Source organism: Arthrobacter sp. MDT1-49-2, from assembly GCF_059090185.1.
Map to the genome: position 1 here is coordinate 410,472 of NZ_JBNHFK010000002.1, position 18,256 is coordinate 428,727.

The 18,256-nt window shown below is 66.3% G+C and carries 17 protein-coding genes and 2 riboswitches; of the genes, 6 read left to right on the top strand and 11 right to left on the bottom strand.

The window, feature by feature from the left end; all coding sequences use genetic code 11:
• Positions 1-34 precede the first annotated feature (34 nt).
• The 8 genes from fdhD to AC5RTS_RS04445 all read right to left on the bottom strand — a co-directional run bounded on the left by fdhD (position 35) and on the right by AC5RTS_RS04445 (position 7,592).
• Positions 35-880 carry a formate dehydrogenase accessory sulfurtransferase FdhD gene (fdhD, locus tag AC5RTS_RS04410; RefSeq protein ID WP_493990856.1) on the bottom strand — a complete coding sequence of 282 codons (846 nt, stop codon included), beginning with the start codon at positions 878-880 and terminating at the stop codon, positions 35-37.
• 84 nt (positions 881-964) lie between these two features.
• Positions 965-2,260, bottom strand: coding sequence for a molybdopterin molybdotransferase MoeA (locus AC5RTS_RS04415; RefSeq protein ID WP_493990857.1), 1,296 nt, complete (start codon positions 2,258-2,260; stop codon positions 965-967).
• Positions 2,257-3,192 (bottom strand): molybdenum cofactor guanylyltransferase, encoded by a 936-nt coding sequence (mobA, locus tag AC5RTS_RS04420; protein ID WP_493990858.1) that lies wholly within the window; start codon positions 3,190-3,192, stop codon positions 2,257-2,259. The genes AC5RTS_RS04415 and mobA overlap by 4 nt, the downstream gene beginning before the upstream one ends.
• Positions 3,192-3,692: an HNH endonuclease gene (locus AC5RTS_RS04425; protein WP_227905782.1), complete on the bottom strand. Its 501-nt coding sequence runs from the start codon at positions 3,690-3,692 to the stop codon at positions 3,192-3,194. Before AC5RTS_RS04425 ends, mobA begins: the two co-directional genes overlap by 1 nt.
• Before the next feature lie 247 nt (positions 3,693-3,939).
• Positions 3,940-4,731: an NlpC/P60 family protein gene (locus AC5RTS_RS04430; protein ID WP_493990859.1), complete on the bottom strand. Its 792-nt coding sequence runs from the start codon at positions 4,729-4,731 to the stop codon at positions 3,940-3,942.
• 26 nt (positions 4,732-4,757) lie between these two features.
• On the bottom strand, positions 4,758-5,552 hold the full coding sequence (locus AC5RTS_RS04435) for an NlpC/P60 family protein (RefSeq protein ID WP_493990860.1): 795 nt from the start codon (positions 5,550-5,552) through the stop codon (positions 4,758-4,760).
• A 3-nt stretch (positions 5,553-5,555) separates the two neighbouring features.
• A riboswitch (cyclic di-AMP (ydaO/yuaA leader) is annotated at positions 5,556-5,713 on the bottom strand.
• Between the two features lie 125 nt (positions 5,714-5,838).
• On the bottom strand, positions 5,839-6,474 hold the full coding sequence (locus tag AC5RTS_RS04440; RefSeq protein ID WP_493990861.1) for a M23 family metallopeptidase: 636 nt from the start codon (positions 6,472-6,474) through the stop codon (positions 5,839-5,841).
• 138 nt (positions 6,475-6,612) lie between these two features.
• Positions 6,613-6,802, bottom strand: a riboswitch (cyclic di-AMP (ydaO/yuaA leader).
• A 91-nt stretch (positions 6,803-6,893) separates the two neighbouring features.
• A complete protein-coding gene (locus tag AC5RTS_RS04445; RefSeq protein ID WP_493990862.1) occupies positions 6,894-7,592 on the bottom strand; it encodes a metal-dependent transcriptional regulator in 699 nt (232 codons plus the stop codon).
• Positions 7,593-7,805: 213 nt separating this feature from the next.
• Between AC5RTS_RS04445 and serC the strand changes: the two genes are divergently transcribed.
• Positions 7,806-8,933, top strand: coding sequence for a phosphoserine transaminase (serC, locus tag AC5RTS_RS04450; RefSeq protein WP_493990863.1), 1,128 nt, complete (start codon positions 7,806-7,808; stop codon positions 8,931-8,933).
• Positions 8,934-8,973: 40 nt separating this feature from the next.
• Here serC and AC5RTS_RS04455 read toward each other — a convergent pair whose 3' ends face one another.
• Genes AC5RTS_RS04455 through AC5RTS_RS04465 form a run of 3 tightly spaced genes read right to left on the bottom strand, consistent with a single transcriptional unit; the run spans position 8,974 to position 11,240 of the window.
• Positions 8,974-10,254: an MFS transporter gene (locus AC5RTS_RS04455; RefSeq protein ID WP_493990864.1), complete on the bottom strand. Its 1,281-nt coding sequence runs from the start codon at positions 10,252-10,254 to the stop codon at positions 8,974-8,976.
• A 53-nt stretch (positions 10,255-10,307) separates the two neighbouring features.
• The gene (locus AC5RTS_RS04460) at positions 10,308-10,835 is read right to left on the bottom strand and encodes a DUF3027 domain-containing protein (protein ID WP_493990865.1); all 528 of its coding nucleotides are present in this window, start codon (positions 10,833-10,835) and stop codon (positions 10,308-10,310) included.
• A gap of 21 nt (positions 10,836-10,856) precedes the next feature.
• Complete coding sequence (locus AC5RTS_RS04465; protein ID WP_493990965.1) at positions 10,857-11,240, bottom strand: cold-shock protein; 384 nt, start codon at positions 11,238-11,240, stop codon at positions 10,857-10,859.
• Positions 11,241-11,440: 200 nt separating this feature from the next.
• On the opposite strand from AC5RTS_RS04465, the gene AC5RTS_RS04470 reads away from it, so the two are divergent.
• From AC5RTS_RS04470 to AC5RTS_RS04490, 5 genes are all read left to right on the top strand, one after another.
• A complete protein-coding gene (locus AC5RTS_RS04470) occupies positions 11,441-11,767 on the top strand; it encodes a hypothetical protein (protein WP_493990866.1) in 327 nt (108 codons plus the stop codon).
• A gap of 39 nt (positions 11,768-11,806) precedes the next feature.
• The gene (locus AC5RTS_RS04475; RefSeq protein WP_493990867.1) at positions 11,807-14,236 is read left to right on the top strand and encodes a helicase-associated domain-containing protein; all 2,430 of its coding nucleotides are present in this window, start codon (positions 11,807-11,809) and stop codon (positions 14,234-14,236) included.
• Positions 14,229-15,875 (top strand): DNA repair helicase XPB, encoded by a 1,647-nt coding sequence (locus AC5RTS_RS04480; protein WP_493990868.1) that lies wholly within the window; start codon positions 14,229-14,231, stop codon positions 15,873-15,875. Before AC5RTS_RS04475 ends, AC5RTS_RS04480 begins: the two co-directional genes overlap by 8 nt.
• A gap of 87 nt (positions 15,876-15,962) precedes the next feature.
• Positions 15,963-16,676, top strand: a complete 714-nt coding sequence (locus tag AC5RTS_RS04485) for a response regulator transcription factor (RefSeq protein WP_493990869.1) — start codon at positions 15,963-15,965, stop codon at positions 16,674-16,676.
• Positions 16,677-16,680: 4 nt separating this feature from the next.
• Positions 16,681-18,153 (top strand): sensor histidine kinase, encoded by a 1,473-nt coding sequence (locus AC5RTS_RS04490; RefSeq protein WP_493990870.1) that lies wholly within the window; start codon positions 16,681-16,683, stop codon positions 18,151-18,153.
• Positions 18,154-18,256 lie beyond the last annotated feature (103 nt).

An 18,256-nucleotide genomic window follows, 5' to 3' on the forward strand; every position in this document is an offset into this window, starting at 1 on the left:
GGCCGGGCCCGAGTCCGCCCGGGCCGGGCCGGTGTCAGAGGGCGGCAGCAACCGGAGCGACAATGCGCTCCGGTGCCGAATAACAGTTCAGGGAACTGCCCCGACTGAAGCCGATCAGGGTCATCCCTGCATCCTTGGCCAATTCCACGGACAGGGCGGACGGCGCACTGACCGCGGCCAGCACGGGAATGCCGGCGAGCTGCGCCTTCTGCACCAGTTCGAAGGACGCCCGTCCGGAGACCTGAAGCACGGTGCCGCTCAGGGGCAGCATTCCTTGCCGCAGCGCCCACCCGACCACCTTGTCCACGGCGTTGTGCCGGCCGACGTCCTCGCGCAGGCACAACAGCTCACCGTCGGTGCTGAAGAGGCCGGCTGCGTGGACGCCTCCGGTCCGGTCAAAGACCTTCTGTCCCTCCCGCAGCCGGTCCGGCAGCTCGGCCAGCATCTCCAGGGGCAGTCTGACGCTGTCCCCGGCGGTGTCAAAGTGCGAGGACTTGCGCACGGCTTCAATGGAGGCGGTGCCGCAGATTCCGCAGGAGCTGGACGTATAGACATGCCGCTCCATACCGGTGTCCGGCAGCGCCGTCCCGGGACGCAGCTGGACGTCAACAACGTTGAAGGTCTGTTTCCCTTCCTCGTCCACGCCGGCGCAGTAACGCAGGCTGATCAGCTGGCCGGACTCCCAGATCACTCCTTCAGAGACCAGGAAGCCGGCCACCAGATCGAAGTCGTCACCGGGGGTCCGCATCGTGACGGTGAAGGATGTCCCGTTTAACCGGATTTCCAGCGGCTCCTCCCCCGCCAGCACGTCCTCCCGTGTGCCGGTATGCCCGTCCAGCCGGAACCGCGTAACCCGTCCTCGTTGGGTAACCCGTCCCATGATGCCTCCCTGCGCCGTCGTACCCTTTTGTTATGGCGGGCACCCGTTGCGAGTACCCCTTTGCGTTGCGTGCCCGGGCGGTCCCTAGCCGGCCGGTGCCTGGTTAACCTGCCACGGCAGGGGAAGGGCCATAACCGCCTGGTCCCGGATGCAGCCTTCCGGCGGCACCACCATCACCGCGTCGGCCTCGGCCAGTCCGCGGAGCATGCCGGAGCGGAAATACGGGGAGGGCATGGCCCGGTCCTCCTGCATGGTGCACGGAACCAGCCGTGTCCTGCCCGGCAGTGGTTCCAGGTCCACTCCGGCCAGCACATGCCGCTCCCGGGAAATCGGTGCACCGCGGAGCCCGTCCAGCAGCGGCTGAACCAGTGTGAAGACTGCCATCATCGCGGCCAGCGGGTTGCCCGGCAGCGCCACCAGCAGCCTGCCATCCCTTAGCCGCGCCAGCATGGTGGGATGCCCCGGGCGCATGGCGATGCCATCGATCAGCAGTTCCGCGTCCACTTCCTCCAGGGCACGGCGCAGATGGTCCGCCTCGGAGCGCCCCGTCGCACCCGTGGTGATCAGGACGTCTCCGGAGGACATGGCAATGGAGAGCTCGTCGTTGGCCTCGCTGCTGAGCGCAGCCACCACATCCTCGAGCCGGTCCGGCAGACGCCGCACCACGTCCACGCGTCCGCCGAGCATGGTGATCAGTTGCGGCAGCTGCGGCCCGAACGTATCCCGCACCTGGCCCGGTTCGGGCAGCCCCGCTTCGATCACTTCGTCGCCGGTCAGCAGCAGGGAGACCCGGGGGGAGCGTAAAACGGGGAGGGTGTCATGCCCGCATACCGCCGCCAGGGCGATGTGCGCGGGATTAAGCAACTTGCCTGCGGGGATGGTGGTTTCGCCGGCCGATGCTTCCTCGCCGGCCGGGCGGATGTGTTCGCCTTGCCGCGGTTCGACGCCGTCAGCACGCACGCCGAGCGTCAGTACCTGCTCTTCTTCGCCGGACACCGTGCCGTGTTCTGAACGCAGAACGGATTCCGCGCCCTCGGGGATGAGGCCGCCCGTGAGGATTTCGACGGCTTCGCCGGGCTGCAGGGCCCGGCGGCCGGACTCGCGGTGAATCTGCCAGCGCTCTACTTCCGGTTCCTTGGCGGTGATGACCGTCCAGGGCGGTGGCCCGGCCACGGCCCACCCGTCCATGGCTGCCGAGGCGTAGTGCGGCACAGGCTGTAATGCGGAGGTTTGGAGTGCCAGGATCCGCCCCAGGGCTTCGTCCAGGGGTACCGTCTCATAGGGCAGGGGACGGGCAGCGGCGTACGCGGCGTGCCGGGCCTGGGCCCAGGATGCGTTGGGCTGTACGGGCAGGATGACGGGAACCGAGGGGTCGCTCATTCCGTTTCCCCCTTCTCTGCGGCGGCGGAACATTCGCCGGCCGCCACCGCCATCGCCGAACGCATGGCAATCGCGTCGCCTGCCTGCCCGCTGCCGGCCGCCATTCCCGCAGCGTAACCCGCAATAAAGGTGGTCAACGGCGCCGCAGGACGCACCACGCTATGTGCCGCGGCTGCCGCGAGATCAAGGACGGCGGCAACATCCACCGGCGTGCCTTCGAGCTCAAGCGCTTTCAACAATCTGCTGCTCCATGCTTCGAGTTGTTCCTGCTGGCTTGCCATTCCTGCTCCTTCGCTTCGCTGGGGGCCATGCCTCGGGGTTTCCTGCTGCATGTCCCCGGCGCTCACACCCAGGCATTTCGCGTCCGCCCAGGTGTCAACATCGGCTGTACTCATCGGGGGAACCGGTACACCCCTCCATTGCACCCTAGCAAGCAGCCCCTTCATGGACATGTTTGTCAGGGTTCCGTCCGCAGAACCATCCACTGCGGAGACGAGGTCCGCGGTGCGGTACAGCCCGGCCAATGGCTGGGTGTATCCCTGCGCATCCAGCGCCAGCAGGGTGTCCGATCCGGTTGCGGACCGTAACAGCGTTTCCACGGCCGCAGCGACCCCCGGCATGTCGCAGGCCAGGACCAGCGTCCATTCGGGCGGATTCGGCAGGGCTTTGATACCGGCCGCCACTGCTGCGGCCGGGCCGCCGAAGGCAGGTTCCTCCCGGACCAGCAACGCCGCCGGTGCACGGCGGGCCAGAAGAGGCTTGAGATCAGGCGGACCTGCGACGCATACCGTCCGTGCGTCGGGTACCGCGGCAAGGGTGGTCTCCAGCAGTGTTCGGCCCCCGGCCATGAGCAGTGCCTTGGGGACGCCGCCCAGGCGGCTGGAACGGCCGCCGGCAAGGATGAGTGCGGCATGCTCCGGGAGTCCAGGCATCAGGCAGCTGTGTCATTCTGCAGGAAGGGATCCCACTGCGGGGACGGGCGTTCCAGTTCACGGATCTGCCACCGCGCTCCCCGGGGGGCCTTCGGCGAAATGCGCAGCTGCCACCCGAGCTGGGCCAGGGTCTTATCCCCCTTGGTGTTGTTACAGCGCAGGCAGCAGGCCACAAGGTTCTCCCAACTGTCATCTCCGCCTCGGGAACGCGGCACCACGTGATCCACTGTCGCCGCAGCCTTGCCGCAATAGGCGCATTCATGGTTATCCCTGCGCAGCACCCCCCTGCGGGTGGCAACAGTGCCCTCCCGGTAGGGAATCTTCACATAACGGTGCAACAGGATGACGGAGGGCCGGGGAAAAATTTCATTCGGCCCGGCCACGGGTTCACCGCTCTCGGCTACCACGCTTGCCTTTCCGTTAAGGACCAGTACCAGGGCCCGGCGGAAAGTAATCACGGCCAGCGGTTCGTATCCAGCATTCAGAACGAGAGTGCGCATGCACATACCTCTTCATCTGCCGCCCACGAACCGGTGAGTACAAGACACCGTTCCGCAAACGGCACTTCGGATTGTCTATGCAAGAGTATGCCGGGATTGGCAACTTGGCCATTTTCACCGAGCAAAACACCGGCACCCGCCCCGCTCCCCTTGGTGCGTTAAAACCGGAAGGCTCCCCCAGAAGGAGGAGCCTTGCCATGGTCTTACCTGCGTACAGCCCGGGGGCGCGCAGGGTGAGACGGGGTTTCTAGCCGCCTACACGGATGTAGACGCCGCCGGAGCCGAGTTCGGCCGGAGCAACCACTGTGCTGTTTCCGTTGAAGCCGCCGTGCACTGCCTGTCCGTTACCTACGTAAACGGCAATGTGGGCCATGCCCATGCCGCCGTCGGCGTAGTAGATCAGGTCTCCGGGCATGGCCTCGGCTGCACTGACCGTCCGTCCAAGGGACAGGTAGCCGGCCGGCCATCCGTGGAAGTTGATGCCTGCGGCAGCCAGCGAGTTGGTGGCCAGCATGGTGCAATCCTGGCTGACGCCGAGCTGGGCATAGGCTGCCGCCGCGATGGTTGCGCCAAGACCGGAAGGTACTGCCGGTGCCGGGGCCGGCGTAGCTGCCGTCGCCGGTGCTGCAGTTGCGGCACCGGTGCCGGCGCCGCCCTGGGCATTGGTGTTGGCCGTGGCGGGAACCACTTCCTGGGCCTGAACGGTCAGCGTCGGCGTCTCGGCCGGCACGGGCTCGGGCGCGGTGATCACGCCGTTGATCCCATCCCGTTCGAAGGAGACCTGGATGGTCTCCGGCACCTGGACGGGCTGGGCCGCGGAAAGGTTCAGGTTGCTGGTGCGGACATCGCGCAGGGTCTCCGCGCCGGAGGCGTTGGCAGCAACACCTGTTGTCAGTACCAGTCCCGAGGCTGCGGCAATAACTGCGGCCTGGCGGCCCATTGTTCCTGCGTTGGCGCTCACGGCACCGGCGAGTGCGTTCAGCGTAGTGGTGCGTTCCACCGGCGCCCGGTGGCGGGCGCGCTCAGTTGTCGAGGTCATGATTCTCCAGGTCTCGAAAACCGGGCTTAGCTGACGCGGACGAAGCTGGCGCCCGGCAGATCGGAGAGGCTGTGCAGGCCGGTGTTCATGCCGTTCAGGCCACCGCTGATGACCTGGCCGTTGCCGACGTAGATGGCGACGTGACCGCCGGTGATCACCAGATCGCCGGGCTGCGGGCTGCCGACAACGGAGCCGAACTGGAAGAACTGGCCCGGGGCCAGATCGCCAACAGACTTGCCGACGGAGCGCAGTGCGTTCTCCACCATGGCGGTGCAGTCCTGGGCAACGCCGATCTGGCCGTAGGCCGAGGCGACCAGGGCCGCGCCAACGTTGCTGGGCGCAGCGGTTTCCGGTGCCGGGGCGGCCGGAGCGGAGGACGCGGTCATCACAGCGGGAGCGGAGGCGGCCGGGCCGGCTGCGGGTGCTGCAGCGGCGATCTGGGCTGCCTCAGCGGCCTGGGCTGCAGCCTGCTCGGCTGCTGCGACTGCAGCTTCTTCGGCTGCGACCTGGGCGCGGTATTCGGATCCGTCGATGGAACCGGCGGTAGCGGCCAGCTGCAGAGCGAAGGGGGCGTTGGCGGGAGCAGTGACACTGCCGTCCACGAAGTTCAGGGTGGTTGCCTCGAGTGCCTGGCGGTCCGTGCTAACGGAGGATGCCTGTGCAGGGAGCCCTGCAGCCAGCACGAGGCCGGATGCTGCTACTACGACGGCGGCCTGGCGGCCTACGGTACCGGCGTTGGAGCTGACTGCCTTGGAAAGTGCGGTGATCGGGTTGGTCTGTACGGTGGCAGCGCGACGGCGGCCGTGAGCGTGTGATGACACAGGTTTGCCTCTCCCAATGCCTACGAGGTGAGCTGTCGGATTCGGATGGGAGTCACCCGGTTGCCAGGCCTACGGCCTTCTGCAACTTAACCCCAAGGGCTTCTTTCGAAACCCGAAATTGGTTCCCCCGCCTCTGCCATGCGATTCTGCGAACGGACTTCAAACAGTGGCAGAGCTCGGCGATCTGTTCGAAGGTGCCCGATCGTTGGCGAATCAGGCACGAGGACGAGCGTACAGCAACATTTGCTTTATGTCACGTTCCGATCACGAAACGATATTCGTCCGGTTACAGCCAGTCCCGCGGGTCGACAACTTCGCCATTAACAACGACCTCAAAGTGCAGGTGGCAGCCCGTGGAAGCGCCGGTGGTTCCGCTCGCGCCCACCAGGTGTCCGCGCTTGATTTCGGTGCCCACGGTGACTGCGGCGTTGGAAAGGTGGTTGTACGTGGTCTCCACGCCATTGCCGTGGTCAATGACCACACGGTTGCCGCCGCCATAAGGGTGCCACCCGGCAAAAACGACGGTGCCTGAGGCTGCGGCGGTGACGGCGGTACCGCAGGTGGCTGCGAAGTCCTGGCCGTTGTGCATTTCGCCGGCCTCGCCGGTGATGGGGCTGACACGGTGACCGAACCCGGAGGTCTCGATCAGGGCGGAGTCCAGAGGAGTGGACAGCGTGCCCTTGGCTGCGGCGGGAACCACCGAGCTGCCGGCCGCTACCGTGACGGACGCCAGTTTGGCATCCGGGTCAAAGGCACTGCTCAAACCTGCCCTGGCAAATCCGACGTTGGCATTCGGGTCAGCCTGTACGGGCTTACTGGATGCTGTTACCGGCTCGGGCTGTACCGCGGCTTCCCCGGAAGCAGCCGTACTGGGCATCGCCGCCGTGAGGATCAGGCCCGAGGTGGCGGCAGTGATGGCCACCTTCTGGGCCGCCCCGCCTACGGAGACTGTCTTGGTTTCAGCCCGCCGGCGACCGGAGGACGTTGAGTTGCGCTGACGCGCAGGCGTAACTGGAGCGGACGCACGGCGCCGGCCCGAAGCAGCATGCTTCGACAAGTGTTTCCCTCTCTTGGATCGCCTACGAAGTTAGCTGTCGGATTCGAGTAGAGAAACTCGGCCTCCGGTGCGACGGCGTGCGGACGGCTGGGCGTGCACTGCTGCCGGCTTCCGGAAGGCTTCACCCCAAGGCAGCATGGCTGCCGGAAAGTGGGTCCTCCGCCCCTGCCTGAACGGTTGGTACTCCGGTCCGCTGGCAGGGCTCGGCGGACGGACCGGATAACGATGGTGTTTCAACGTCAGGAACTCACTATAGGGTAAAGGCCACAAAAGTGACCATTCCGTTACCCGGCGTGTGAGACGAAGACGTGGGCCGCCACCTCGGCGGGCAGCTCCAGGGCCCCTTCAATACCGGGCACACGGACTGAGATATACCCGCCCACCTCTTCTGCCGTGATCCGGGCGCCCGGGCGCAGGCCCGCCTCGTCCAGCTGGGACAGCAGCTCAGGCTCCACCTGGATGGGCTCGGCCAGCCGGACCAGCTTCAGCGGGGCGCCGGGAACGGCTTCGGCCACCACCGAAACCAGGTCATTGACACCGGACCTGAAGACTTCCGAGGCTACTCCGCCAATCGCTTCCAGGCCGGGAATGGGATTGCCGTAGGGGGATTCGGTGGGGCGCCCCAGCAACTCGTAGAGCCGCCGTTCCACCCGCTCACTCATCACGTGTTCCCACCGGCAGGCCTCGTCGTGGACGTAGGCCCAGTCCAGTCCGATCACATCGGCCAGCAGCCGTTCGGCAAGCCGGTGCTTGCGCATGACCTCCGTGGCACGGCGCCGGCCAAGTTCGGTCAGCTCAAGCCTGCGGGTCCCCGCCACGACCACCAGGCCGTCACGCTCCATCCGGCCAACAGTCTGGGACACGGTGGGGCCTGAATGGCGCAGCCGTTCGGCAATCCGCGCCCGCAGGGCAACAATGTTTTCTTCTTCCAGTTCCAGGATGGTCCTGAGGTACATCTCAGTGGTGTCAATGAGATCCGTCATGACGGGCCGCTCCTACTAAGGAAGAAAGGAGGGCAACATGCCGCTGCCCCGGGTGTACGCCAACACGTTAGCGTATTCGCCCGACGGCCCGTGAATTGCCGGGCCTACCCCACATCCCCTCGTGGCCTGGGTCATAAATCGTCCGGAAGTGAAGGGTGCGGCAGAATGGAAGTGCATACGCGCTTTCCCCTGACACGCTTGGAGCGATAACCAATGGGCGATACCGCCGCACTGAAGATTCCCGCCGGACTCCTGCCCCGCGACGGCCGGTTCGGCGCCGGACCGTCCAAGGTCCGCCCGGAACAGATCGAGGCGCTTGCGCAGGCCGGAGGCAGCCTGCTGGGCACCTCCCACCGCCAGGCCCCCGTGCGCAACCTTGTAGGCAGCATCCGTGAAGGCCTGTCGAACCTCTTCTCCGCTCCCGAGGGTTACGAAGTGGTCCTTGGCGTCGGCGGGTCCACTGCCTTTTGGGATATTGCCGCCTTCGGCCTGGTCGAGAACAAGGCCCAGCATCTCTCGTTTGGCGAGTTCGGTTCGAAGTTCGCTGCCGCCACCAACAGGGCACCGTTCCTCTCCGCCTCCAGCATCATCAAAGCGGAGCCGGGCACCCGTCCGCAGCCCGTGGCCGAGCCCGGTGTGGATGTCTACGCCTGGCCGCAGAATGAGACCTCCACCGGCGTAGCCGCTCCGGTACAGCGGGTCCAGGGCGCCGACGCCGGTTCCCTCGTGCTTATTGACGCCACCTCCGCTGCCGGCGGCTTGGACGTGGATCTGGGCGAGTCCGATGTGTACTACTTCGCGCCGCAGAAGAACTTTGCGTCCGACGGCGGGCTGTGGCTGGGCATGTTCTCCCCCGCGGCCCTGGAGCGGGCCGCGCGGATCAACGCCGGCGACCGGTGGATCCCGGACTTCCTAAACCTCCAGACCGCCATCGATAACTCGCGGCTGAACCAGACCTACAACACGCCGTCGTTGTCCACTCTGGTGACCCTGAATGCCCAAATCGAGTGGCTCAACACCAGCGGAGGGCTGGCCTTCGCCGCCGGCCGCACTGCTGAGTCGGCCGGCCGTATCTACTCGTGGGCGGAGAAGTCTCCGGTAGCCACGCCGTTCGTCGCCCGGCCCGAAGACCGCTCAAACGTCATTGCCACCATCGATTTCGATGACAGCATTGACGCGTCCGCGATCGCCAAGACCCTGCGCGCCAACGGCGTGGTCGATGTGGAGCCCTACCGCAAGCTGGGCCGCAACCAGCTGCGGATTGCCACCTTTGTTGCCATCGATCCCGATGACGTCAGCGCCCTGCTGAACTGCATCGACTACGTGATCGAACATTCCTGACCTTCCGGCCGGGAGCACAACCCCGCACAGGACCCGGACGCTAGGCGTTGTCCGGGTCCTGCTGCTTTTCCGGGGTATCCGTGGTCATGCTCAGGCGGCGCGGCAGGCTGCGGTCATAGTGGAACCGCATTCCGTAGGTCCGCCAGGCCCAGACAAAGCCCAACACGGCAGCCACAATGCCGGAGGCGGCAGCTACCCCCAGGCTCCAGCGCGGGCCGAAGGCGTTGGAGACCCAGCCGACCACCGGGGCACCCAGCGGCGTTCCGCCCATAAAGATGGCGAAGTACAGCGCCATCACCCGCCCGCGCATCTGCGGCGCGGTGGTGGTCTGCACATAGGCGTTGGCGCTGGTCATCAGGGTGAGGGCGAACAGCCCCACCGGGATCAGGGAAAGCGCGAACAGGATCAGGTTGGGTGCGGCAGCGGAGAGGATGCAGGCAAAGCCGAAGGCGCCGGCAGCGCCGAACACAAACCTCAGCCGCGGCCGGTCCCGCCGGGCGGAGAGCAGCGCACCGGCCACCGAGCCGATGGCCATCACGGAGTTCAGGACACCAAAGACGCCCGCGTCGCGGCCGAATTCCGTGCGGGCCATCGCTGCTATATAGATGGCAAAGTTCATGCCGAAGGTGCCGACAATGAAAATGGCAAGCATGACCATCATCAGGTCCGGCCGGTGGCGTACGTAGGCCAGTCCCGCACGGATGCGCCCCTTGCCGGCCGCTGCCTTCGGCATGGCCCGCAGCTCCCCGGCACGCATCTTCAGCAAAGCCACCACCATGGCGCCGAACGTCAGCGCATTGAGGATGAAGACCAGCCCGGGACCAACAGCCACGGTCAGCAGGCCCGCCACGGCGGGACCGACCATCCGTGCCCCGTTAAAGGAGGCACTGTTCAGGGCCACGGCGTTGGGCAGGTCCCGTTCTGAGACCACTTCGGACACAAAAGCCTGCCGCGCCGGCCCGTCAATGGCGGAAACAATGCCCAGGGCCATGGCAAACGCGTAGACATGCCACAGTTCGGCATGGCCGGAGAGAACCAGCAGGCCCAGCGCCAGGCCAAGCCCGCCCATGCTGATCTGGGTCAGCAGCAGGACCTTGCGCCGGTTGTAGGTATCCGCAATCAGTCCGGACCAGGGGGCGAGCAGCAGCTGCGGTCCCAGCTGCAGCGCCATCACCACGCCCATCGCGGCCGCGTTCTGGTCAGTGAGGATGTCATAGACCAGCCAGTCCTGTGCGGTCCGCTGCATCCACGTGCCGATATTCGAGACCAGGGCACCGAAAAACCAGATGCGGTAGTTGAAGATGCGCAGGGAACGGAACATCAGCTCAGCGCCCCCTGCGGGATTGATGAACCTGTTGCCGCAACCGTCACGGGTTAGTCGTCCTCCCCGGCACCCATCGCGTCAGTAGCGGACTGCCCGGCCTGCCGGCCGGCGTCTTCCAGCGCGTCGCGGGCCTCCTGTTCGGCCTGCTCTTTCGCCTGCTGTTCCTGCTCGGCGGCAATATCCTCAGGCCGCAGCCGGTCGGACCACGGCACCCATTCAGGCGCCAGCAGGGCATCCTCGGACGGCAGCAGTCCCACTTCGCTGACCGTCACCTTTTTGCTCCTGGGCATTCGGGCAACCGTGGAGTACCACTGCCATCCGCGGTAACCGGGCCGCAGGGCGGCAAACCGGTGGGTTACCAGCCGCTCCGCGTCCGCGACGGCGCCGACATAGTCGCCCACTTCTTCTTCTGCAGCCACCTCCAGCAGCCCGGCGCGTGCCTGCGCCACTGCGGCGGCCAGGACGGCGTCGGGCTTGCCGGGACGGCGCGGTGCCCGACGTCGGGCAGCGGGGGCCGCTCCAGGCATATCGGACCCGGGTTCCGGAGACGTATCGGGAGAGGAAGTTGCCGGTGTCATAGTCACTTCAGTACGCGAACCTTAGATATCCAGATCATCAGCGACGGCGCGCAGAACTGCGGCCACCTTGGCGGCGTGTTTCTTTTCCGGGTAGCGCCCGCGGCGGAGTCCGTTCGAAATGCCGTCGAGCAGCTTAATGAGGTCTTCGGTAATCACGGCCATGTCCTCGGCATCCTTTCGGCTGGCCTTGGCAACCGACGGCGGTGCTTCCAGGATGCGTGCGGACAGGGCCTGCGGCCCTCGCCGACCGTCCGCTACACCGAACTCCATGCGGGTGCCGGGCTTGACCTCGCTGACTCCTGCTGGCAGGGCCGAGGCATGGAGGAAGACTTCCTGCCCGTCATCCGTGGCCAGAAAACCAAAACCCTTACCAGTGTCGAACCACTTGACCTTGCCGATAGGCACTTCGGTTACCTCGTTCTTAGTTTTCAGCAAGGCAAGGTTGCCTGCCTTTTCGTGTGACCCGCAGTCCGGCACGGAAGCGGCGCTTCGTACTCCAGAGATACTACGGGGAAGTCTGTTCCCTTTAGAATATCCCGACAAGCGAATCAGCCTCCAAGCGCTGCCCTTTGTCCGGCGGTTTTCCGCTGTTAGCGTTAATCACCATGAGCACCACGCCACCGGACGCTGTCCGGGCCACTGCGGCAGCGGAATCTCCGCTGTCCGACGATGTGAAGTTCCACGATCCGCAGCCACAGGAAGGGTCCGGCATCTCCAACGGCACGTCCCCGCTACGCCGCATCGCCGCCGCACTGGCGGGATTGCTGGCGCTCTTCGGTCTCGGCTGCCTGGCAACGGTTCTTTTCCTCTCCCTGCAGGGACGGACCGTTGACCCCTGGCTGGTCGCAGCAACCTTTTACGCATTGCCCCTTGCCTTCGTGCTGATGGCGGGCCTGGTGATCGATTCCATCAGGCGCCGGCGCCGGGGCTGATCGGTCCGTTTCCCTCCCTCCTCAGGTAACGTGGTGCTGATGTCCGCGATTCGAGCCTTGGCCGATGATTTAGCCGCACGCAGCGACGACCAGCTGCGGGAATTGCTCACGGCCCGGCCCGACCTCGTGCTTCCCCCGGTACCGGATTTCCAGGCTCTGGCGGCACGGGCGTCCACCCGGGTCAGCGTGCAGCGGATCCTCGAGAAACTCACCGCGCCGGAACTGCAGGTCCTCGAAGCCGTGGATCTGACCACCAACGAGGATTCCCACCTCAGTACCACCGCGTCCTGGCTCAAGGCCGCGATTGCCGGGTCCACGATCAAATCCCTGGACGTCATTCTGGGGCACCTGCATTCGCTCGCCTTGCTGCGCCGTGCCAAACCGCATCCGGGAGCCCCCAAGGCGGACGCCACACGCCGCTTCTACCTCCCCGTGTCCGTTCTGGGTGAGGCACTGGGTGCCTATCCGGCGGGCCTGGGCCGGCCCTACTCCACGCTTGCCGCCCAGCATCCCGAGTTCGGGCAGCGCCTCGTGGGGATAGTCGAGGGACTGCGAAACGCAGGACTGCCGGTGGAGAAGGCCGACACGCCGGCCACCGCAGCCCATGCGCTGCATCACCTGGTTTCCGACCCCGAGGCCTGGGCACTGCTGATGAGCGGGGCGCCCCCGCAGACTACCGAGTTGCTCCGGCGGTTCAAGTACTCACCGGTGGGCACCATTCCCAAGAAGGCCGCCCTGGGACGGGCAGTACTGGAGAACCCCTCCCCCTCACCGGTGGAATGGCTGGTGGCCCGCGGGCTCCTGGTTCCCCTTGACGCCCTGCATGTCGAACTGCCGCGCCCGGTGGGCCAGGCGTCCCGCGGTCACGTCATCGTGGCCGACTTCCAATTGGAAGCTCCCCGCCCCGAGCCGCGTCAGGTCGCCCGCAACCTGCGCGACAACGCTGCGTTCGGTGCCGTGGCTGAAACCCTCCGGCTGGTGACCGAACTGGTGGGTCTGGCGGCGGACAACCCGGTCGGGACGCTGCGCTCCGGCGGCGTAGGCGTGCGCGAAGTCCGCCGGCTGTCCGAATCCCTCCGCCTCGACGCCGCCGCAACATCCTGGCTGCTGGAACTGGCCGCCCTGGCCGGGCTGCTGACCCTGGACGCCGCAACCTCCCGCTGGGGTGCATCGGAGGGAGACTGGCTCCAGGCCAGCCGCGAGGAGCAGTGGCGGCGGCTGGCGCAGGCGTGGCTGGACGCGGACAGGGCTCCCTCACTGGTGGGTGCCCCCTTGCCTGCCGGCGGAGCAGTCAACGCGTTGGCTGCCGAAGTCTCCCGCCCCGATGCCCCGGTAGTTCGACGTCGGGCCCTGGAAATGCTGGCGCTGCTCTCCGAAGTTGAAGGCTCCGGGGACGCCGTGAACGCCTTTGACACCGAGGACCTGATCAGCGCCCTCACCTGGCACCAGCCCCGCCTGCAGCGGCGTTTCGCCCGCCTGGTGCCCGGAATCCTGCGGGAAGCGGCACAACTGGGACTCCTCGGTTCCGGCGCGCTGACCGTCCTTGGCGCAGCCGTGTCCGAGGGCGATTATGTGCGGGCTGCCTCGGTGCTGCGCGACGCATTGCCGGCGCCGCTGAACTCCTTTTTGCTGCAGGCGGACCTGACCGCCATTGCTCCCGGGTATCTGGAGCCCGAGGTAGCCCGGGAACTGGCACTGATTTCCACCCCCGAGGGGCAGGGGCCGGCCACCATTTACCGGTTCTCGGCCGAATCCATCCGGCGGGCCCTGGATGAAGGACACGATGCCGAAGGCATCCTTCGGTTCCTGCGCCAGCATTCTGCCACCGAGGTCCCGCAGCCGCTGAGTTACCTGGTGGAGGACACAGCTGCCCGGTACGGCCGGCTCCGGGTAGGGACCGCCGGGTCCTACCTGCGCAGCGACGACGAGGAAGGACTGAGCGCGCTGCTCGCCGACCCGCGCACCGCGTCCCTGGGCCTGGTCCGGCTGGCGCCCACCGTGGTGGCATCCGCCGTATCTGCCAAGGAACTCTCGTTCTCGCTGCGGGAGCTGGGGTATCCGCCTGCGCTGGAGGGACCGGCCCGCAAACCGGTCGGCTCCCACCGTATGGTTCCCGTCCCTGCGCCGTCCTCCTCTCGGACCCGCCTGAACCAGTGGGAGCTGACGGATGAGGATCTGGACCGGCAACTCGCGGCCCTGCGCGGCGAGGGACCACCGCTGCAGGCCGGCGGTGAAACCGAGTCCCTGGTCAGTCTGGAAACCCTGCGCAAGGCCATCCGGACCAAAAGCTCGGTACGGATGGGCGTGGTGGACAGCCAGGGGAATCAGCGGCAGGAGATTTTCGTTCCCCTCTCAGTGAATGACGGAAGGGTGCGGGTCTACGATCCGCGCCATGACGTGGAACGTACAGTGTCAGTACATCGGATTATGGACGTGGAAATAGTGGAGGGTAGCCCGGCGCATGGTTGACGGACCGTTGATTGTCCAAAGCGATAAGACGATTCTTCTGGAAGTCGATCACCCGCAGGCTACCGAGGCCCGGCATGCCATCGCGGCTTTCGCTGAACTCGAGCGGGCGCCCGAGCACATCCACAGCTACCGGCTTACCCCGCTGGGTCTGTGGAACGCCCGCGCCGCCGGGCTCGACGCGGAGCAGGTGCTGAACACGCTGCTGACCTATTCCCGCTTCCCCGTGCCGCACGCGCTGCTGATCGACATTGAAGAAACCATGTCCCGGTACGGGCGGCTCCGGCTGGAAAAGGACCCCCAGCACGGCCTGGTGCTGCGGACCAGCGACTACCCGGTGCTGGAAGAAGTAATGCACGCGAAGAAGATCCAGCCGCTGCTGGGTCCGCGGATCGACGGCGAAACCGTGGTGGTGCAGTCCGCCATGCGGGGGCAGCTGAAGCAGCTGCTCCTGAAGCTTGGCTGGCCGGCCGAGGACCTCGCCGGATACGTCGACGGCACCCCGCATCCCATCATGCTCAACGAAGACGGCTGGGCGCTGCGCCCGTACCAGAAACTGGCTACGGAGAACTTCTGGGCCGGCGGCTCCGGCGTTGTTGTCCTGCCGTGCGGTGCAGGCAAGACCCTTGTCGGTGCCGCGGCCATGGCCACCAGTTCCACCACCACCCTGATCCTGGTCACCAACACCGTCTCCGCCCGGCAGTGGAAGGACGAGCTGCTCAAGCGCACCTCGCTGACCGAAGACGAGATCGGCGAATACTCCGGGGCGGTGAAGGAAGTCCGGCCGGTCACCATCGCCACCTATCAGGTCCTCACGCTCAAGCGCGGCGGCCTGTATCCGCACCTGGAACTGCTGGATGCCAATGACTGGGGGCTGATTGTCTATGACGAGGTCCATCTGCTGCCGGCGCCGATCTTCCGGATGACCGCAGACCTGCAGGCCCGGCGCAGGCTCGGCCTGACAGCCACCCTGGTCCGGGAAGACGGGCGCGAGGGCGAAGTCTTTTCACTGATTGGCCCCAAGCGCTACGACGCCCCGTGGAAGGACATCGAGGCGCAGGGCTACATCGCCCCGGCCGAATGCATAGAGGTCCGGGTGGACCTGCCCCGGGACGAGCGGGTGGCCTATGCCATGGCCGAAGACGGTGACAAGTACCGGCTGTGTTCCACGTCGGAAACCAAAACCGGCGTTGTTGAGCAGCTGGTCCGCCGGCACACAGGTGAACAGACCCTGGTGATCGGGCAGTATCTGGACCAGCTGGATGAACTGGCGGAGCGGCTGGACGCACCGGTCATTAAGGGTGACACCCCGGTGAAGGAACGCCAGCGCCTCTTCAGCGAGTTCCGCGAAGGCAGCCTGAACACGCTGGTGGTCTCCAAGGTCGCCAACTTCTCCATCGACCTGCCCGAGGCCTCCGTGGCCATCCAGGTCTCCGGCTCCTTCGGGTCCCGGCAGGAGGAGGCGCAGCGGCTGGGCCGGCTGCTGCGGCCCAAGGCCGACGGCAAGGCGGCACACTTCTACACCGTGGTGGCCAGGGACACCCTGGACCAGGATTTTGCGGCCAAGCGTCAGCGGTTCCTGGCCGAGCAGGGCTACGCCTACTCCATCCTGGACGCCTCCGACATCGAAAAACCGGTATAGCCGGGGTTCCAGGGTTCACCGGCGACATTCAGTAAGTATCCGGCCCGCCTACAGACAACATCCAGCTAAATGTAAGAAAATGGCGGCGTGAACAAATCGTCTACCCCCGAAGCACGCCTACTCGTTGTCGATGACGAGCCGAACATCCGCGAGCTGCTCTCCACCTCGCTGCGTTTCGCCGGCTTCGACGTCGTCGCCGCCTCCAACGGCCGTGAAGCTCTGGCCGCCGTCGATTCCCACAACCCGGACCTGGCCGTCCTGGACGTGATGCTTCCGGACATGGACGGTTTCACGCTGACCCGGCGCCTGCGCGCCGCAGGACAGCACTTTCCCGTGGTCTTCCTGACCGCCCGGGACGATACCGAAGACAAGGTCACCGGCCTGACCGTGGGCGGCGATGATTACGTCACCAAGCCCTTCAGCCTGGACGAGGTGGTTGCCCGTATCCGGGCGGTGCTGCGCCGCACCCAGCCGCTGGAGGACGATGACGCGGTCATCCGGGTGGATGACCTGGAGCTCGACGACGACGCCCACGAGGTTCGGCGCGGCGGCGTCACCATCGACCTCTCCCCCACCGAGTTCAAGCTGCTGCGCTACCTGATGCTCAACCCCAACCGGGTGCTGTCCAAGGCCCAGATCCTGGACCACGTCTGGGAATACGACTTCAACGGCGACGCCTCCATTGTGGAGTCCTACATTTCCTACCTGCGACGCAAAATCGATAAGAGCCCGGACGCACCGGCACTGATCCAGACCAAGCGCGGCGTGGGGTACCTGCTGCGCTCCTCGGAGAAGCGCTAGGGCCTTGATACGCCGCTGGAAATCCGCGTCGCTGCGGTCGCAGCTCGTCGCCATCATGGCCGTACTGATGGTGGTGACGGTGACCGTTACCGGCCTGGCCACCATTTATGTGCTGCGCCAGATCCTGGTCGGCCGGCTGGATGCGGACATTGAGGAAAACGCACCGAACGTCTCACGCTATCTGGTGGTCAATGAAGCCAGCACTGATGCGTCCCTGTTCCGCTATTACGGCCTGTACCTGAATGAGGACGGCACGCACGGCCCGGCCACCCACTCGGAATCCGCAACGGATGTGCCGCAGCTGGGCAATTACACCGCCGAGCAGGTGGCGGAAATGGATACCCGCGGCTTTGATGTGCGCGGCACCGCTCCGCTGTCCAAGGGCTGGCGGGTGCGGATTTACGATTTTGCGAATCTGCCCGGTTCGGTGGCCGTGGCGGTTCCGTTGGACTCCGTGGCCGCCACGGTGGATGAGGCGGCTTCCCTGGTCTTTTCGGTGGGGCTGCTGGGAACCCTGGGCGCCACCGGCATCGCCTATTGGGCGGTGACCCGCCAGTTCCGGCCGTTGAGCCAGGTGGAGAAAACGGCGGCGGCCATTGCCGCCGGGGACCTGAGCCGCCGGGTGGAGGTCGGCAACCCGGCCACCGAGATTGGCCGGTTGTCCCGCTCGCTGAACGCCATGCTGGCGCACATCGAGACGGCCTTCGCCGCCCGCACGCAGTCTGAACGCAAAATGCGCCGTTTCATTCAGGACGCCTCCCATGAGCTGCGCACCCCGCTGGTGACCATCCGGGGCTTCTCGGAGCTGTACCGGCACGGTGCCCTGCAGAAGCCTGAAGAGGTGGCGGCCGCCATGGGCCGGATTGAAAGCGAAGCCAAACGGATGGGCCAACTGGTGGAGGACCTGCTCACCCTGGCCCGGGTGGATGAACAGCGTCCGCTCGAGTACGCGCCGGTGGACCTGATGATCCTGGGCAACGACGCCGCCATGGACGCTCGTGCCAGCGCCCCGGACCGCGATATCAGGGTGGTTGGGCTGGACGGCAACGGACCGCAGAGCGCGCCCACCATAGGCGACGAAGCCCGGCTGCGGCAGGTGGTGGCAAACCTGATGACCAATGCGCTGCGGTACACCCCGGAAGGTTCCCCGATCGAGGTGGCTGTGGGGGTGGCCCCGGTGATCCATGACCGGATGGACGCGGTGCTGGAGGTACGCGACCACGGCCCCGGGATTTCCGAGGACGACGCCGCGCGGGTCTTCGAGCGCTTCTACCGGGCGGATTCCTCCCGCTACCGGGAAACCGGCGGCACCGGCCTGGGACTGGCTATTGTGGCCGCCCTCGTGGCCCAGCATGACGGGACCGTCCGGCTGGCGGAAACCGAAGGCGGCGGCGCCACCCTCTCCATCCGGCTCCCGTTCCGGGCGCCGGAGCAGCTCCCCGAGCACGAGGACCCTGAGGACAGCCCGGAATCCTGACCCCGGCCCGGAGCACCGTGGAGTCCACCCGGCCTCCACAACCCGGCAGGCGGCCTGCGGGCGGGGCGGTGCACCCACAACCCCGGCCGCGCTGATCTCGCGG

What these genes read in the sequence shown, in the direction of transcription:
- fdhD (WP_493990856.1), bottom strand. Translation starts at nt 880, where the DNA reads ATGGGACGGGTTACCCAACGAGGACGGGTTACGCGGTTCCGGCTGGAC.
- AC5RTS_RS04415 (WP_493990857.1), bottom strand. Translation starts at nt 2,260, where the DNA reads ATGAGCGACCCCTCGGTTCCCGTCATCCTGCCCGTACAGCCCAACGCA.
- mobA (WP_493990858.1), bottom strand. Translation starts at nt 3,192, where the DNA reads ATGCCTGGACTCCCGGAGCATGCCGCACTCATCCTTGCCGGCGGCCGT.
- AC5RTS_RS04425 (WP_227905782.1), bottom strand. Translation starts at nt 3,692, where the DNA reads ATGCGCACTCTCGTTCTGAATGCTGGATACGAACCGCTGGCCGTGATT.
- AC5RTS_RS04430 (WP_493990859.1), bottom strand. Translation starts at nt 4,731, where the DNA reads ATGACCTCGACAACTGAGCGCGCCCGCCACCGGGCGCCGGTGGAACGC.
- AC5RTS_RS04445 (WP_493990862.1), bottom strand. Translation starts at nt 7,592, where the DNA reads ATGACGGATCTCATTGACACCACTGAGATGTACCTCAGGACCATCCTG.
- serC (WP_493990863.1), top strand. Translation starts at nt 7,806, where the DNA reads ATGGGCGATACCGCCGCACTGAAGATTCCCGCCGGACTCCTGCCCCGC.
- AC5RTS_RS04455 (WP_493990864.1), bottom strand. Translation starts at nt 10,254, where the DNA reads ATGTTCCGTTCCCTGCGCATCTTCAACTACCGCATCTGGTTTTTCGGT.
- AC5RTS_RS04460 (WP_493990865.1), bottom strand. Translation starts at nt 10,835, where the DNA reads ATGACACCGGCAACTTCCTCTCCCGATACGTCTCCGGAACCCGGGTCC.
- AC5RTS_RS04470 (WP_493990866.1), top strand. Translation starts at nt 11,441, where the DNA reads ATGAGCACCACGCCACCGGACGCTGTCCGGGCCACTGCGGCAGCGGAA.
- AC5RTS_RS04475 (WP_493990867.1), top strand. Translation starts at nt 11,807, where the DNA reads ATGTCCGCGATTCGAGCCTTGGCCGATGATTTAGCCGCACGCAGCGAC.
- AC5RTS_RS04480 (WP_493990868.1), top strand. Translation starts at nt 14,229, where the DNA reads ATGGTTGACGGACCGTTGATTGTCCAAAGCGATAAGACGATTCTTCTG.